At 38.3% G+C, this 16,950-nt stretch carries 12 protein-coding genes; 6 read left to right on the top strand and 6 right to left on the bottom strand.

Translation table 11 applies throughout. The features are described 5' to 3' along the window. Positions 1-18: 18 nt before the first annotated feature. The 3 genes from porQ to J4051_RS13835 form a co-directional block, all read right to left on the bottom strand. Positions 19-1,038, bottom strand: a complete 1,020-nt coding sequence (gene porQ, locus J4051_RS13845; RefSeq protein WP_208234473.1) for a type IX secretion system protein PorQ — start codon at positions 1,036-1,038, stop codon at positions 19-21. 93 nt (positions 1,039-1,131) lie between these two features. Beyond that, positions 1,132-3,582: an endopeptidase La gene (lon, locus tag J4051_RS13840; RefSeq protein ID WP_208234472.1), complete on the bottom strand. Its 2,451-nt coding sequence runs from the start codon at positions 3,580-3,582 to the stop codon at positions 1,132-1,134. A gap of 349 nt (positions 3,583-3,931) precedes the next feature. Then, the gene (locus tag J4051_RS13835) at positions 3,932-5,506 is read right to left on the bottom strand and encodes an AsmA family protein (RefSeq protein WP_208234471.1); all 1,575 of its coding nucleotides are present in this window, start codon (positions 5,504-5,506) and stop codon (positions 3,932-3,934) included. A 135-nt stretch (positions 5,507-5,641) separates the two neighbouring features. Here J4051_RS13835 and J4051_RS13830 point away from each other — a divergent pair, with 135 nt between their 5' ends. Next, positions 5,642-6,166: a DUF7935 family protein gene (locus tag J4051_RS13830; protein ID WP_208234470.1), complete on the top strand. Its 525-nt coding sequence runs from the start codon at positions 5,642-5,644 to the stop codon at positions 6,164-6,166. A gap of 3 nt (positions 6,167-6,169) precedes the next feature. Here J4051_RS13830 and J4051_RS13825 read toward each other — a convergent pair whose 3' ends face one another. Genes J4051_RS13825 through J4051_RS13815 form a run of 3 tightly spaced genes read right to left on the bottom strand, consistent with a single transcriptional unit; the run spans position 6,170 to position 10,007 of the window. Further along, complete coding sequence (locus tag J4051_RS13825; RefSeq protein ID WP_208234469.1) at positions 6,170-7,081, bottom strand: patatin-like phospholipase family protein; 912 nt, start codon at positions 7,079-7,081, stop codon at positions 6,170-6,172. Beyond that, positions 7,082-7,996, bottom strand: coding sequence for a patatin-like phospholipase family protein (locus tag J4051_RS13820; protein WP_208234468.1), 915 nt, complete (start codon positions 7,994-7,996; stop codon positions 7,082-7,084). A gap of 10 nt (positions 7,997-8,006) precedes the next feature. Next, on the bottom strand, positions 8,007-10,007 hold the full coding sequence (locus tag J4051_RS13815; protein ID WP_208234467.1) for a M1 family metallopeptidase: 2,001 nt from the start codon (positions 10,005-10,007) through the stop codon (positions 8,007-8,009). Positions 10,008-10,210: 203 nt separating this feature from the next. On the opposite strand from J4051_RS13815, the gene recG reads away from it, so the two are divergent. From recG to J4051_RS13790, 5 genes are all read left to right on the top strand, one after another. Beyond that, positions 10,211-12,313, top strand: a complete 2,103-nt coding sequence (gene recG, locus J4051_RS13810; protein ID WP_208234466.1) for an ATP-dependent DNA helicase RecG — start codon at positions 10,211-10,213, stop codon at positions 12,311-12,313. Positions 12,314-12,739: 426 nt separating this feature from the next. Continuing rightward, positions 12,740-13,861, top strand: coding sequence for a serine hydrolase domain-containing protein (locus J4051_RS13805; protein WP_208234465.1), 1,122 nt, complete (start codon positions 12,740-12,742; stop codon positions 13,859-13,861). Between the two features lie 67 nt (positions 13,862-13,928). After that, complete coding sequence (locus J4051_RS13800) at positions 13,929-14,837, top strand: serine hydrolase (protein WP_208234464.1); 909 nt, start codon at positions 13,929-13,931, stop codon at positions 14,835-14,837. Between the two features lie 319 nt (positions 14,838-15,156). Further along, a complete protein-coding gene (gene miaE / locus J4051_RS13795) occupies positions 15,157-15,738 on the top strand; it encodes a tRNA-(ms[2]io[6]A)-hydroxylase (protein ID WP_208234463.1) in 582 nt (193 codons plus the stop codon). Between the two features lie 191 nt (positions 15,739-15,929). Beyond that, positions 15,930-16,937, top strand: a complete 1,008-nt coding sequence (locus J4051_RS13790) for a TolB family protein (protein WP_208234462.1) — start codon at positions 15,930-15,932, stop codon at positions 16,935-16,937. Positions 16,938-16,950: the final 13 nt, after the last annotated feature.

The raw sequence follows: 16,950 nt of genomic DNA, 5'->3' as shown, positions 1-16,950 counted from the left end.
AACGGAAATTTTTTTAGTTTATCTTAAATCTATCTGCAATCCGAAAAAACTCGTATTTGAAGCACCTGTATAACGTGCATGTGTATAGCTAAATCGTATTTTATTGAGCTTGATACCAATCCCGAAAGAAAGTCCTGAGAAATTCCGCTGATCGACAATACGGAGTTCTTCAGCACGTCTGAAATTATAACCAAATCGGAGATTGAAACCTCGCTCAGGAAAAAGCTCAGCACCAATGATGGTGTGACGCATCACTTCGTTTAAAAAACCTACCTTTTCTTGGGTTTGATTACCATCTAAATCGGTGGTTGCCCTTGCAGGATTTGAAACGCCGATGGGCCATTGCTGTAAATTCTCGAAAGTAAGATGCCATCTCAACGGCACATGCTGGAGAGTTTGCGAGAGCCCTAAATTAACTTCCAAAGGTAGTTTTTCATGCAGATCAGCATAAGTTGTAAACTGTGTACCAAAATTTCTTACAGATAATGCGGCATGAAAATCAAGATCTTCATTGATATACATAATTCCAGCATCAATGGCGCCCCCAATAGAATTGTATTGCTCCAATTGTGACGTGATCAATTTTCCACTGGCACCCACATAAAAATCAGAAAAGGGAATTCTGAACGCATATCCAAATGATAACGATGCCTCGCTACCTGTAAAAGTTCCGGTAGAGACCCCGCTTTGGTCGTAACCGTCAAATTTGCCGTAATTAATATAAGTCATACCAACATGAAATGTCTGTACGTGTCTATCCCAAGTATAGGCATAAGCCCCCGTGCCATAGCTGATACCACCTAAGTAACTGGAATAATTTAATGCTAACTGATTGTCCATTTCAGGATTTATAGTGGCAGGATTGTACAATCCGCTCGTCACGTCATAATCAAAATTCGTGATGACTTTTCCGCCTAATGCAGCCTGCCGCGGTGAGGATACCAAGTTCAAGAATTGATAAGTGGATTCACCACCAAGTTGTGCGAAAACTGAGATGTTCGAAACAATAAAGAATAAAACAGTAATCCTCTTAATCATAGAACGACAAAAGTAGTATTTCTTACTTAAAACGCTGATATGTTTGATTTATTTTTAAATCAAAAAAACGGCAACAAATTGTTGCCGTTCAGATTATAAGATTTTTGCGTTTTTGACTTTCTCGTCGGTAAGTGCTACTTTTAAAACATCCCTCATATCTGTTACATAATGAAAGGTTAGACCTTTCAAATACTCAGGTTTTATTTCTTCAATATCACGTCTATTGTCCTCACAAAGTAAAATCTCTTTGATGCGTGCGCGTTTGGCTGCTAAAATCTTCTCTTTGATTCCACCAACCGGCAATACTTTTCCTCTTAATGTAATTTCTCCAGTCATGGCGAGACTGTTCTTGACTTTACGCTGTGTAAACAAAGACACTAACGATGTCAGCATCGTCACCCCAGCACTTGGTCCGTCTTTTGGTGTTGCGCCTTCTGGAACGTGGATGTGGACATTATATTTTTCAAAAACCTCTGGATCAATGCCGAATTCCTCTGCATTGGACTTTATGAACTCCATGGCGATGGTGGAGGACTCTTTCATGACCGTTCCTAAATTACCAGTGATGGTCAACGTGCCTTTACCTTTAGATAGAATGGATTCGATAAATAATATATCACCTCCTACCCTTGTCCAAGCCAATCCAGTCACCACACCTGCCACATTATTGCTTTCATATTTGTCGCGCTGCATTCTTGGAGATCCCAAGACTTCCAAAACATCTTCATTGGTCACCTTAATATTGTAAGTCTCTTCCATGGCAATGTTTTTAGCCGCAAAGCGAACCATTTTTGCCAATTGTTTTTCAAGTCCCCTTACTCCAGATTCTCGTGTATAACCTTCAACAATTTTTTCTAACTGTGGTTTCGCAATTTTCAAATGCTCCTCAGTTAACCCATGCTCCTTAATTTGCTTTGGCAAAAGATGACGTTTGGCAATTTCCACCTTTTCTTCAATGGTGTACCCAGTAACATCAATGATTTCCATACGGTCCAACAATGCTGGCTGAATGTTGCTCAAACTATTTGCTGTTGCAATAAACATGACTTTTGAAAGGTCGAAGCCCATCTCCAAAAAGTTGTCGTGGAACTCACTATTTTGCTCAGGATCCAAAACCTCCAACATGGCAGAAGACGGATCTCCTTGATGACTATTGGAAAGTTTGTCTATTTCATCCAGTACGAACACAGGATTAGAAGTCCCGGCCTTTTTCAAGCTTTGGAGAATTCGGCCTGGCATGGCACCAATATATGTTTTTCTATGGCCGCGAATTTCGGCTTCATCACGTAATCCGCCCAAAGACATCCTTACATATTCGCGTCCTAAAGCTTCTGCAACAGATTTACCCAAAGAGGTCTTCCCTACTCCAGGAGGCCCATATAAACAAAGGATTGGTGATTTCATATCGTTCCGCAACTTTAAAACGGCTAAATACTCGATAATTCGTCTCTTAACATCATCCATTCCATAATGGTCACGATCCAAAATACGTTTGGCACGTTTTAAATCGAATTTATCCTTGCTGAACTCATTCCAAGGCAATTCCAAAAACAATTCCAAATAATTTCTTTGAATGGAATATTCTGCAACCTGCGGGTTCATTCGTTGCAATTTCATCAATTCCTTTTGAAAATGTGTACCAACTTTCTCATCCCATTTCTTGGATTTTGCCAACACCTTCATTTCGTCAATCTCTTCATCATAAGATACACCACCTAATTCTTCTTGGATGGTTTTCATTTGTTGATGCAAGAAATATTCACGTTGCTGCTGGTTCATATCACTCTGAACCTTCGATTGAATATCGTTTTTAAGTTCCAGTTTCTGGAATTCGACATTCATGAACTTTAATGTCGCCAATGCACGCTCTTTCAAATCATTAATTTCAAGCAGCTTTTGCTTCTCCTCAATAGAAAGATTCATGTTAGAAGACACAAAATTCACCAAAAACGAATTGCTTTCAATATTCTTAATAGCAAAACTCGCCTCTGAAGGAATGTTTGGACTTTCTTTTATTATTTGAAGGGCCAAATCTTTGATAGATTCTATAATAGCAGAGAACTCCTCATTATCTTCAGCAGGCTTAGCCTCTGCAACATCTTTAACTGTTGCCGTAATATAAGGCTCCTCCGTGATGACCTGATTCACTTCAAATCGCTTTTTTCCCTGAATAATAATGGTGGTATTTCCATCAGGCATTTTAAGGACACGAAGTATACGCGCTACGGTACCTGTTTTATAAATGTCCTTTCCTTCTGGATCTTCAATACTACCGTCTTTTTGAGAAACCACACCGATAACCTTACTTCCCTTATTGGAGTCATTGATCAGCCTAATGGATTTATCCCTTCCGGCGGTGATTGGGATGACCACACCTGGAAACAATACCGTATTCCGCAATGGCAAAATCGGCAATGTAGCGGGTAGTTCTTCATTGTTTATTTGTTCTTCGTCTTCTGGCGTCATTAACGGAATTAACTCTGAATTTTCGTCAAACTCCTGAAATGACAAACTGTCAAGACTTAAAAATTTAGATTCTTTCATATTATGCTTAAGGTCATTATGTCATAATTGTGACATAACTATATTTATTTTATTAGTAAAAACTTTAAATCAATCACTGACTATCAGTAGGTTAACACATAAGGTGTCGGGATTGAACTGATATGATTTCAATAGTTATGCCATAGTCGGTTTATGGTAGATGGTTTCTTTACGAGTTCTATTGGCCGAGTTGCCGATGAGGTAGGTTATGCAGATCTGTTTCTTGTTTTTAAAGAAAATGAAAAATTCAATCTATTCAATAAATGACATTCAATACACTCGAGTATAGATGTCTTTGGTTAGCTTTATATAATTTATTCATGCTCAGAATACCATCCAATTCTAACCGCTATTTGTTTATTTTCCCATCGCCAGTCAATACACTCGCCAACCCTGACTTGATGCTAAGCCATAGGAAATTGAAGATTGACTTGGTGTGATCACGCTCAATTCCCTCTTTATTACCTTCCCTAAACCCATCCGAAGCTCTGTCACTATTTTTCGCTATGAACAAGTTTGCAATAGCTGATAAGATCGTATTTTTCTTTTCTCCTTCTCCATCCAATATTTCCACTTTGAAATCCTCGTAATTTGCCTTCATATCTACCCTTGAAGTGTTTGCATCCCCTGAAACCGTGGCGTAGGTCTGTAGGAGTTCGCCTTCCAGATTCACCTTTAAATTGGGTTGTGAGAACGCATTCAAATCGGCAGCTGGCAACTTGCCAAGATCAACTCTAAATACAAAGGCATCATTGACATTGTTAACAACAAATTCCCATTTTACTTTTAGAGGCGTTTGAACCATAAAAATGGCATCAATATCTAAAGTAGTTTTTTCTGATTCGCCATAAGTGTTGCTAATATTCTTTATGTCGGCATTCATTTTTGTAAAAGAAAGTTGGCCCGCTCCCATATCTGCATTCACTTTTTCTGAATACACAATAGTTGCATTCTTAAGATTAATAGCGCTTAAAGTCAAATCAAACTTAAGCTCTCTTAACATTCTACTGTATAGTTTTTTACGAGTTAAATCATCAGCTATTAATTTGTTTCTGTAAATATGCATTTCAGGATTTTCAAGCGTGATTTTTGGACTTTTAAAATAAAAAATAGAATCCTTTTCATATCCAAATTTTTGACCTTCCAAAACCAATGACGTAATTGAGACATCAAAATGATCGCGTTCAATAGCGATCATATTATCAAATTTCTGTTTGGAATATTTCGTATATATTTTCATCTCCTTAAAAACGGCTTCATCTTGGGTTATATTCGCCGAAGCAATTTTCAAATTTTCATACTCGCCCATACTATAGAACAAGTCACTATATGAGATATTGTAGCCATCATAATTAAACGGAATGCGCTTTTTAACCGAAGCATTGTCTATGGCGACGGCCATAACATTTATAGTCAGTCTTTCTGCCTGAAATAACAGAGAATCTGTTTCAACATCTTTAATGATAATTTCTGCGTCCTGAATATTAAATCTGTCCACCTTGATATCTTGCTTCAACTCCTCTTTAGATGAACTCTTATATTCATCTTTCGGAATTGCACTATTGTGGTTATATATTAATTTCGGACTTCTCAACTGCACAGTTTTCACATTAATTTTATCATTAATGAGATAGCTCCACAGCCCAAATCCGTCAACCAAAATGGTATCTAGCTCAACCTCTATATTGGTTTTTGAAGTATGACTGCCCTTATTTAATATTTTAGGCTGAACCATCAGTACATTGCCACTCCATATACTGACATCCAAGGATTCATAGTCCACGCTAAGATTTTCAGGAAGCTCTGTTTTAAGGAAATTCTCAACTTTTGAAGAAACAATGGCATTAGCTACAAAATATCCCACGATAGATAGAACTAACAATGCGCACAATGTGATCAGGGTGATTTTTAACGGTTTTGTCATAATTTAAAGATATACTAATAAAAATAGAAGGTTTCAAGGTACATCTGTATAACATCCTTAAATTTCCGTTTTTTTAATTTCTTTGCGAAATTTAAATAAAAACATCTTATGTTTGATAAAACTTAACAACCTATTATGGATTTAGGATTAAAACTAATTGACGCTTTACTTTACGCAATTCCTGCAATAATCACTGGACTTGTAGCTTATTATTTTTTTAAAGAACACACCAAAAATGAAGATGGGAGAAGGCGGTTCCTCCTTAACAAAGACTTGCAGGTTAACGCCATGCCATTACGCTTACAAGCTTATGAACGAATGGTACTTTTCTTAGAACGGATAACGCCTTCGAAATTGATCATTAGGGTCAAGCCAACATCTTCTGATAAAGAAAGTTATGAAAGTTTACTTATAGCAAGTATTGAACAGGAATTCGAACATAATTTGTCGCAACAAATCTACATCAGCGATGACTGCTGGAACATTATTTGCGCCGCGAAAAATGCTACGATTCAACTTATCAGAAAAGCCAGTCTTCTGGAAAAAACCGATACAGCAAACAAATTGAGAGAAGTCGTTTTAACTGAAATGATGGAGAAACGCGCTCCTAGTGACGCGGCACTTTCTTATATTAAACAAGAAGTAAGCGAAATGTGGTAAGTATTAAATGCCACCTTCATCAGACATTGCGTTGTCATGTTTTGTTTTAGCATATGTATAGCCCTGCTCCCACCATTTCGTCATCAACTTTTTACTAAAAATCAAAGAGTTTTCAGTTAGCTTCGTGGGTGTATAATACAGATTGAGCGTCACGTTTTTATTGATCGCAGCCAATTGACCAATGGTCACATCGCTTTTTTCAACCTGATCCATTAAATAAGAGAATAAGTTAATCATTAGAGAGAAAGGATTCTTCCCTAAAACCTTATTGCCTTCCATATTTTCAGACTCCAAGATAATAGCGTCAATTTCAGTAGCCCCTCTCAAAATAGCCTCTCTAATAGGCACTACACAGCCCAAGCCGCCATCCGCATATTCGCAATCATTTTTTACAGCCAATGACATAAAGGGAATATAGTTGCAGGAGATCCAAATCCAATCGCAAAACTCTTCGTACCTAAAATCTTTGATCGACTTATACTCTACGGTACTTTTAGTGAGATTGGCAACGGTTACAACAACATCAATCCCTGATTTTCTAATTATATTGAATTCATATTCGGTAAAATTGCGTTTGATATTCTTTCTTAATGCTCCGCTCTCACCAAAAGTTCTCTTACGCTTGACAAATTGTATTAAAGAATTGAAGTAATTTATAGAAACAAATTCCCTTCCGTCCTTCTTATGTTGCACAAACGGACTAATACTAAAAACGTCTCTCTGCTTTACATTAGTAAAAATATCATACAATTTCCCTATATCATTAATTGCCAAATACGGAATCAGTAAACTCCCAGTTGAGGTTCCCAGGAACATGTCATATGACTTACCCTGATCCTCCATTAAATATTGCGCCACACCTCCAGCATAAGCCCCTTTACTCCCTCCTCCTGAAATCACTAATGCTCTTTTCATCTATTCTGTTTTCTCGGGCTCCACTGGACTTGTTTCTTGATTTTTGTGTTTTGCAAAATCAAATCCACTTTGCCACCATAAGGTCATCTTGTCCTTGTTGAAAACCAACGAATTGGTGGTCAAAACCGTTGGTGTATAATAAAAATTAATAATGGCATCCTGGTTGTTGGCAACAAATTTCCCAATTCTAATATTCTGAAATTCAATCCTATCCAACATAAACGAAAACATATTGGTCAATAAAGAAAACGCGTTTAATGAAGGCATTCTGTTATACTGGGTGACTTCGGTCTGCAAAATCACGGCATCCACAACGGTCGCACCTCGTCTAATCGCCTCTTCTATAGGAACCATCGAGCCTAAACCACCATCAGCATACTCGCAGCCGTCCTTTTTAGCTAAAGACATAAAAGGCGTGTAGTTACAGGAAATCCAAACCCAATCGATAAAGTCTTCATAATCAAAATCCTTGATAGACTTGTACTCCACCTGATTAAGTGACAAGTTTGAAACGGTAACAACCACATCGGTCTTAAGAGCTTTCAAAGCATTAAACCCCTGTTCTGTAACATGTGATTTAATGAGTTTTTTCAAATTATGGCTTTCGCCGAAGGTTTTGCTTCCACTTAAAAGATTTCGGAGCACGTTAAAATGGTTGATGCTAATGGTTTCGATACCACTTTTCCGTTTAATATTAAATGGACAGACATTAAAAATATCACTCTGAGTGACACTGGTATAAATTTCCTTTATTTCGTTTACTTTCTTCAATGCCAAATGAGACACCAACAAGCTACCCGTAGAAGTACCAATGAATAAGTCGTAATCCAATTTTTTGTTTTCAATAAGGTATTGCGCCACGCCGCCTGCAAATGCACCTTTGCTACCTCCACCTGATATGACCAATGCCCTCATTCGTTATTCTTTATTCTTTATTAATTATCCCATTTAAAATTTGTCTATAAGCATCAATTCCCTTAAGTTCTACCATAAGTCGTTTCGCAAACTGTTGAAAACGCCAATTGTGATGGGAGGTTGCTTGAACCAAATTGGCCAGGGACACCTTGTCGAATCCGTTGATCAGTTTCAGATAATTAAACGCATTCATCCGCAAATCAAAACTAAACTTTGGATCGGTATAACCTCTTAACTCTTCGAACACGGCTTGTTGTTTATCCGGTTGATATTCGATGGTATTTAAATGTAAGGCCAACCAAAGCAATTTTACATTATAATCGTTAAATCCATAAATATCTTTGGTTTGATGCAGATATTTGGCACGATCTGCGGGGAAATTGACCCATAAATTATACAAAGCACTCTCAATAGTCACATAGGAGGCATCGTTTAAAAGTGTTTCATACGATCTTTTAAATTCCAAAGAAATAGTGGTCAGCTTTTGGGCGATAGCCTGTCGGACCTCAAGATTATTGTTAAAATCCTCCAATTCCACCTCGTAGCTGGGCTGAGAAAGAATCTTGATTTTCGCTTTATCCGAAATATCAGAAACCAAATAATCTCTACATTTTGCAGGATAGGTTTCACAACTGACATCCATGTATTCCTTAATAAACTCTGAATTCTTCAAACTTTGCACCATCGCATCTTGTGGCAACACACTATCTTCCAACCATAGGCTCACAAATTCCGACAAATCCTGACCGCTCGTCATCTCAACTTCCTCAATAAAATCAGAAGTTTGAACATTTTTGTATTGATGTTTTAGGAGATAATTTCTCACTGCCGATGTAAAAGCATCTTCTCCAACCTGCTCGCGCAGTGCATGCAAAGCCCAACAACCTTTTTGATAAAAAGTGACGCTACTTGATTTAGGATCGAGTAAAGCAGTATTTTCTCCTGCATTTTCCTGCTCTAAAAGCTGCTGCGCGTACTCATGCAATCGCCAATAGTAATAGTCTTCTCCAAACACATCGCGCTCGGCCAAGAGTGCATAATACGTGGCAAAACCCTCTTGCAGCCAATGATGCTCACCACTTGTTGCTGTCACGAGATTACCAAACCACTGATGTGCAAGCTCGTGTGCATTGACGTTCACATAATTGCGGTCATTAAATCCGATGGCATCCACTACCAAAGCATCTGAAAAAATAGTCAAAGTTGTATTTTCCATCCCAGAATACAGGAAGTCCTTGACCGGCACCTGCCTATAGACGCCCCAAGGGTACGGCACTCCAATCTCCTCTTCCAAAAAATCAAACATGTGCTTGCTATAGCGATAGGTCGATTCTACTTTGGCAGAATCTTCAGGATAATAGTAATATTCCAAGGGCGTGCCACTTTCTGAAGTCTCCGTATTTTTATTGTATTTGCCAATGACCAAGGCAACAAGATAGCTGCTCATAGACTTAGTCATATCATAATGCCATGTCGTTCGATTTTGAGAGATAGTTTCTTTTGAAATAAGCTGACCATTGGCCAACACCTCATAGCTATCATCATAGGAAACAGACAAATCAAATTCAATCTTATCATTTGTATCATCAATACTTGGCAACCAATTGCTGGTGTATTTCCCTTGGCCCTGTGTCCAAATTTGATCATCTACAAAATATAATGCTTTTTTAGGTTCAGCCGCATACCAGAATTGCAATAAATAGTCTGTATTTTCCTTAAATCTATTCAAGATCACAACTTTATCTACATCAATTTGAAAATCAAAAGCTTCGACCTCATTTTTGCTCAGATCTATCAATTTCAAACCCCTAAACTCCATGTTCAAGGCGTCAAGATAAACAGAATCTACAGCTTTCATGGTTTTGAAGTAAACAGCGACAGTCCCAGAGACTATATTCTTGTTTTCTATATTCAGCTCAGCCTTAATTCGCTCAAAATCAACAATATCAACTTGTTGCGCAGAAACAATTCCAAAAATAAAAACGGATAAAAGCGAAAAGAAACTCTTCATTTACGGGTTTTAGTTAAGATATGACCAAAATAAGAAAATAAAAACGATAATGCCACAATGCCAATAACGCTTTGTGAAACTTCTTTTTCTTTGTGTAACTTTGCGATATAGCTAACACACCAAGCACTGTATAAAGGAGGAGTGAAAATTTAAATGATTAATTTTGAAGTCGTTAAATTGCCTTCTGTGCCTCGTAAAACAACATGAACATCAACCTTCAAACACCCATAGACTATCTCAAAGGTGTCGGCCCAAATCGCGCAAATTTGCTCCGTAGCGAGCTTGGTGTTCACACCTATCAAGACTTGATTAACCTCTTTCCCAACCGTTATATTGACAAAACACAATACTACAAAATCAACCAATTGCAACGAAACAATGCTGATGTTCAAATAATTGGAGAGGTCACAAATCTAAAAGACCTTGGCACAGGACGCGGAAAACGCCTGGTCGCCACCTTTAAAGACGACACTGGCATCATAGAGCTCGTATGGTTTAGGGGTCATAAATGGATTAGAGACAGCATCAAATTTGGAAAAAAATATGTCATCTTTGGGAAAACCAATTGGTTTAACGGTGTTTTTAATATGCCACATCCTGAGATGGAACTGCTTGAAGAGCATGAAAGAAATCTGCGCTCTGCAATGCAACCCATTTATCCGTCCACTGAAAAACTGGCGAATAAAGGCATTTCGAATCGCGTTTTGAACAAAATAATGCAGCAATTATTTTTGGAAACCAAGGGACGATTCGAAGAAACGCTTTCTGAAAATTTACTTTCCGAACTCAAATTAATTTCGAAAAGCAAAGCACTTTTCAACATCCATTTTCCCGAAAATCAAGAGCTATTATCACAAGCCCAATTCCGACTTAAATTCGAAGAGTTATTTTATATTCAGCTGCAATTGATCATCAAAAATCTGATCCATAAATCAAAAATAAAAGGCTATAATTTTGAACATGTAGGACACTATTTTAATAGTTTTTATCAAGAGCATTTACCCTTCGATTTAACCAATGCCCAAAAACGGGTATTGAAAGAAATCAGGTCCGATTTAGGAAGCAACGCCCAAATGAATCGCCTATTGCAAGGTGATGTTGGTTCTGGGAAGACTATAGTAGCGCTCATGTCAATGTTAATGGCACTTGACAACGGTTTTCAAGCTTGCTTAATGGCGCCGACTGCTATTTTGTCAGTCCAACACTATCACGGATTAGAAGAGCTATGTAATAAACTGAACATCAGAATAGAACTACTCACTGGCTCAACCAAAACTTCAGATAGACGAAAAATTCACGAAGCCCTCGAAAATGGTGAGTTGGACATCTTAATTGGCACTCATGCCCTCCTCGAAGATAAGGTGAAATTCAAGAATTTGGGACTTGCAGTGATTGATGAACAGCACCGTTTTGGAGTCGCGCAACGCAGCAAATTGTGGCACAAAAACACCTCACCTCCACACATTTTAATTATGACTGCAACGCCAATTCCGAGAACATTGGCAATGTCGGTTTATGGCGATTTGGATGTGTCTGTAATTGACGAATTACCACCTGGAAGGAAGAACATCAAAACGGTACATCGTTACGATAAAAACAGGCTGAAAGTATTTAAGTTTATCCGAGATGAAATCGCAAAAGGCAGACAAATCTATATCGTCTATCCGTTGATCCAAGAAAGTGAAACTATGGACTATAAAGATTTGATGGATGGCTATGAAAGTATCATTAGGGAATTCCCTATGCCGGATTACCAAATTTCTATTGTCCACGGAAAAATGAAACCAGCCGATAAGGATTTTGAAATGCAACGTTTTGTTAAGGGCGAGACGCAAATCATGGTCGCCACGACAGTTATTGAAGTGGGCGTCAATGTCCCGAATGCATCCGTAATGATCATTGAAAGCGCCGAACGTTTCGGATTGTCACAACTGCATCAGTTGAGAGGGCGCGTTGGACGTGGCGCAGAACAAAGCTATTGCATTTTAATGACCAGCCACAAACTCAGTGAAGACAGTAAAACCAGACTACAAACCATGGTCAGCACCAATGATGGCTTTGAAATAGCCGAAGTAGATTTGAGACTTCGGGGGCCAGGAGATTTGATGGGCACCCAACAGAGCGGTGTCCTGAACCTTAAAATCGCTGATGTCATCAAGGACAAAGATATTTTACAACATGCACGCCACTACGCCAAGGCTATTTTAAAAGCCGATCCTTCATTGTCGTTGCCCGAGCACAGGGTGCTACGGTACACTTACGGACAGTTGACCAAGTATAAGAATATTTGGAATTATATTTCATAAGTCCTCAGTATGCAATGATCAGTATGCAATGATCAGTAGGCAGTCCTCAGTAGGCAGTCCTCAGTAGGCAGTCCTCAGTAGGCAGTCCTCAGTAGGCAGTCCTCAGACTATAGTGTACAGTTAACAAAATAAGAAGTATCGATCCCCATCCAAAAAATCTATAAAATAAATTTTGTGCCTGAGAACACCATCTAAAATGATCAGCGAAAATTTGCTCGACTGACGGACTATGGAAGAGTTTTCTGAAGGAAGTTTGCAGCTTTAAACTTTAAGCTTTCAGTAGTCAGGGCATTAAAACGTCAATTCTGAGGTGTTTTCTGTCCAAAACAAGAAATTCGTGTCACATTTTTCCTAAATTTGAGTGGAATGCAACAAATTCCATATTAACTGACCTTTCAAGTGGAGATTTAATTCAAACTAAATGAGATGGGAAAATTCAATTTATTTTTACCACTTACCGTGGTTGTGCTAATGCTCAGCTGTAAAGACAATAAAGGAACAACACAGCCGACAGACACACTATACACCAGTCAATTAGACGCCTATTTCTCCAACAATATGCCAGCTGATGAGCCAGGTGGTGCCATTTTAATCATGAAAGGCGACAGCATCATTTTCAGCAAAGGATATGGCCTTGCCGATCTTGAACTTAACACCAAGATAGATGACCATACCTTATTCAACGTTGGCAGCATTTCTAAAACATTCGTTTCCAACGCCATTCTTATGTTACAAGATGAAGGCAAACTTTCCATTGAAGACAATATGGCCAAATACTTTCCTAATTTTAAAAATAAGGCCATAGCCGAAAAGGTAAAAATCAAACATTTAATCACACACACTTCAGGCTTACAAGACAATAGGGAGACGAAAACGGATTCTCTATTTTATCTGACTGCTAAAGATGTTGAAAACTGGTACCCAACAACGCAGGCCGAAAATCTAAACTTTGAACCTGGCACCCGTTACGAGTATTCAAATCCCGCGTACAATGCATTGGCTTTAATAATTGAAGAAGTGACCGATATGAAATGGCAAAAATATATTGCAGACAACATTTTTGAGCCTTCAGGCATGAAAACAAGCACCATTACGGATGGACCACACCCAGAATCAGGTGTATCTCATGGCTATATACAAAACAACGGAAAATGGATAGAAAAAGACTATGGCGAGGAACCCACATTTGCGGCTGCAGGTAACGGAGGAGTTTGGAGTTCAGTAAACGAATTGGCTAAATATGAATTGGCATTACAAGAACACAAATTTATTTCTGATTCTATTTTGATAGACTCAAGAGCGATCAAACCATGGCCAAATTGGCAAGACGCCACACCACCATTCATAGGTTGGTCTTGGTTTATTGGAAAAACAACAGACGGTTTAAAAACGGTGGGCCACACCGGGAGCCAAGGTGGTTTTTTATGTAATTATGTCACTGTACCCGAAAAGAATATTACATTTATTATTCTCTGCAACACACCAAGAGATGTTGATGGATTTACAGAATATATCACGAAATGGTTGATCAAAAATAAATGGCTGTAAACTGCACGCAAAAACTAAAACACTGCAATCCACTCCTCAAATAATATTAAAATACTGATTAAAAACTATGAAATCCTTAAAAACTACTTTTTCAATTATATTGGGTTCTTTATTACTTTTTGCTTCTTCCTGTCAAGATAAAATTTCTAAAAAAGAAAACTTAGAGAAAACCATCCAAGCCAAAATTGACTCCATAGAAGGTACAGTCGCTGTGGCGTTTTATAGCTTATCCAAACCCAAGGACAGTTTATTAATTAATGTCGACGAAAAATTTCATGCGGCCAGCACCATGAAAGTACCTGTGATGATCGAACTGTTCAAACAAGCTTCTGAAGGAAAATTAGATTTGAAGGATTCTATCTTATTGAAAAATGAATTTAAAAGCATTGTGGACGGCAGTTTGTACAGCATGGATATTAACGATGATAGCGATGATATTATTTACAGTCATATCGGCACTAAAGTAGCGCTCAGTGACTTGATGCACAGCATGGTTACCGTAAGCAGCAATTTAGCAACCAATATACTTCTCGAATTGGTTGACGCTAAAAAAACAACTGCAACAATGCGGCGTTTAGGCGCAAAAAACATCGAAGTTTTGAGAGGCGTAGAAGATCAAAAGGCGTATGATAAAGGTCTCAGTAATTCCACAACCGCCCGAGATTTAATGATAATCATGGAAGCCATTGCCAATAATACTGCTAGTAAGCAGGAAGATTGTGACGCGATGATTGCTATTTTAAAAGATCAACAACACAATGATATAATTCCATTGTATTTACCCAAAGAGGTCAAAGTGGCTCACAAAACGGGTTCTATAACTGGAGTACACCACGATGCGGGAATTATCTACCTCCCTGATGGCCGTGCCTATATTTTGGTTTTACTTTCTAAAAACCTAAAGGATTTTGACAAAGGAACCGATCAATTGGCTAAAATATCAAAAAGCCTTTATGATTATGTACTTAGCAACTAAACGAACGTTATTTATGCTAAAAGACTATTTCGAATCAACTACAAATCAACTAGACTGGTTTGGGCTATTCCAATGTCATGATGTTTTCAGAGCCAGCACAACCTATATTGGGTTAAAAACTCGATTATTTCCAGGCTTATTGTTCTTTAACCACATCTCTGATACCAATTTAATTTTTTAATGTTGTGTCTATCGCCTTAAGATGCCATAACGCTATAGATTTTAAGAGCATTTATGCGATTTGTAAAATCATAGTCGGTATGAAAATATGACTATCTTCGAAGCCTATTTCAGAAGTTTAATCTTTCATTGATATCAGATGTTACACCTAAAATTAGAAACAGATCCGCGTTGGGCTGCCATTGCCGAAGAAAACATAGAAGAAATCTTAACGGACCATGCCTGGTGCGAGCAAAAAGCCGCCACAAACGCCATCACCATCATTACCCTCAATCCACAATACGAAGATTTGGTGACAGATTTACTCGAATTGGCCAGGGAAGAGTTGGAACATTTTCAGATGGTGCACGAAATTATTAAAAAGAGAGGCTACACTTTAGGAAGAGAACGTAAAGACTGCTACGTCAACAAACTCTATAAATTCATGAACAAGGGTGGCAGCCAGTTGCAGAGTATGGTGGACCGATTATTGTTTTCAGCCATGATTGAAGCAAGAAGCTGCGAACGCTTTAAAATGCTATCAAAACACGTTCAGGACCCAGAACTTTCAAAATTTTATTACGAATTAATGGTCAGTGAAGCTGGACACTACACACTTTTCATCACTTATGCACGAAAATACGGTAAAGATATTGATGTCGATAAGCGTTGGAAAGAACTCGTGGATTTTGAAGGTGAATTGATTAAGGAATACGGAAAGAGCGAGAGTATTCATGGGTAGACTGAAGTGGCAAGCGGGATGGACGGAGTGAATAGGGCTGTCTCCCAGTTTATAACTCAATGTATCTAAAAAATGGATACATAACTTTCTAATAGACCACTTTCCTGTTTTAATAAAAATGACTAAATTAGATGTTCGCTTACTATTTGGATTAGACTGTTTCACAATGGATTATCAAAAACAATAGTCTTATGAAAAGTTTCCTTTTTTTCTTATTTGTATTTTTTGGTATTATTTCTTGCACGACCGAAGATGCCACGACTATTCCGCCAGACGATGACCACTCTCTAATCTATTATTACGATCGTAAAGAAAATGGCAATCTTCAAGTTTACTCTTATGACGGCATTCAAGAAACCAATTTAGTCAATGATAATTCCTATGATTATTGGTGGATTAAGGTAAGTCCTGATAAAACGAAATTCTTATGCTATCGCTCTCCGAAAAATGCCGGGCATAATTCATATCCCGTTTGTGAGTTAATGGTTTTTGATATTGATGGCAGTAATGGTCGAGTGATTGTACCGCTCCATTCTTACGGCTGGGAAATTCAGGCGCATGCCAAATGGTCTCCAGATGGCACAAAAATATTGGCAACAGCAAAATGCCCAGACCCATCCATCAACGATATGGTGTCACGAGGGCGAATGGTAGTCTTTGATGCAGATGGCAGCAATCCTTATATTATCTCAAAATTCAAGCACGACATTGCAGATCCCGCTTGGTCGCCTGACGGACGTCAAGTCACCTACGTGGGACCTTCGGATTTAAATTTTCCAACAAACCCAGAAAAAGCTGAAATCTATCAAGCAACACTCAATTATACCACAATGGCTTTAGAAAATCCCATTAGACTAACTTTTGACGATGTCTACTGTTACGATCCCGCGTGGTCGCCGGACGGTAAGTGGATTGCTTACAGCAAAGGCACTTTTATCAATCTGTATTTGCATATGAACCACGATATTTACAAATGCAGGCCTGATGGTTCTGAAGACGTGTTGGTATTACAAGATGGCAAGCTCAATGGCGTGCCCACATGGACCCCAAATGGCGAACGCTTGATTTTCCATGTACTTGGAAAGAACGGGCCACCACCGTTTAGCTTGTATAGTTGCAACGCTAATGGCAATGATAAAAAAGTTATTTTAAGCACCGATGGCGTCTATAGAACGACGCCATCGGCAATAGAAAAATGATTGGTTTATTTAA

Origin of the sequence: Gelidibacter pelagius, assembly GCF_017581925.1 — a bacterium.
In the GTDB taxonomy this organism is placed as follows: Bacteria; Bacteroidota; Bacteroidia; order Flavobacteriales; family Flavobacteriaceae; genus Gelidibacter; species Gelidibacter pelagius.
This window is presented reverse-complemented; position numbering and strand designations above follow the sequence as displayed.

What these genes read in the sequence shown, in the direction of transcription:
- porQ (WP_208234473.1), bottom strand. Translation starts at nt 1,038, where the DNA reads ATGATTAAGAGGATTACTGTTTTATTCTTTATTGTTTCGAACATCTCA.
- lon (WP_208234472.1), bottom strand. Translation starts at nt 3,582, where the DNA reads ATGAAAGAATCTAAATTTTTAAGTCTTGACAGTTTGTCATTTCAGGAG.
- J4051_RS13835 (WP_208234471.1), bottom strand. Translation starts at nt 5,506, where the DNA reads ATGACAAAACCGTTAAAAATCACCCTGATCACATTGTGCGCATTGTTA.
- J4051_RS13830 (WP_208234470.1), top strand. Translation starts at nt 5,642, where the DNA reads ATGGATTTAGGATTAAAACTAATTGACGCTTTACTTTACGCAATTCCT.
- J4051_RS13825 (WP_208234469.1), bottom strand. Translation starts at nt 7,081, where the DNA reads ATGAAAAGAGCATTAGTGATTTCAGGAGGAGGGAGTAAAGGGGCTTAT.
- J4051_RS13820 (WP_208234468.1), bottom strand. Translation starts at nt 7,996, where the DNA reads ATGAGGGCATTGGTCATATCAGGTGGAGGTAGCAAAGGTGCATTTGCA.
- J4051_RS13815 (WP_208234467.1), bottom strand. Translation starts at nt 10,007, where the DNA reads ATGAAGAGTTTCTTTTCGCTTTTATCCGTTTTTATTTTTGGAATTGTT.
- recG (WP_208234466.1), top strand. Translation starts at nt 10,211, where the DNA reads ATGAACATCAACCTTCAAACACCCATAGACTATCTCAAAGGTGTCGGC.
- J4051_RS13805 (WP_208234465.1), top strand. Translation starts at nt 12,740, where the DNA reads ATGGGAAAATTCAATTTATTTTTACCACTTACCGTGGTTGTGCTAATG.
- J4051_RS13800 (WP_208234464.1), top strand. Translation starts at nt 13,929, where the DNA reads ATGAAATCCTTAAAAACTACTTTTTCAATTATATTGGGTTCTTTATTA.
- miaE (WP_208234463.1), top strand. Translation starts at nt 15,157, where the DNA reads ATGTTACACCTAAAATTAGAAACAGATCCGCGTTGGGCTGCCATTGCC.
- J4051_RS13790 (WP_208234462.1), top strand. Translation starts at nt 15,930, where the DNA reads ATGAAAAGTTTCCTTTTTTTCTTATTTGTATTTTTTGGTATTATTTCT.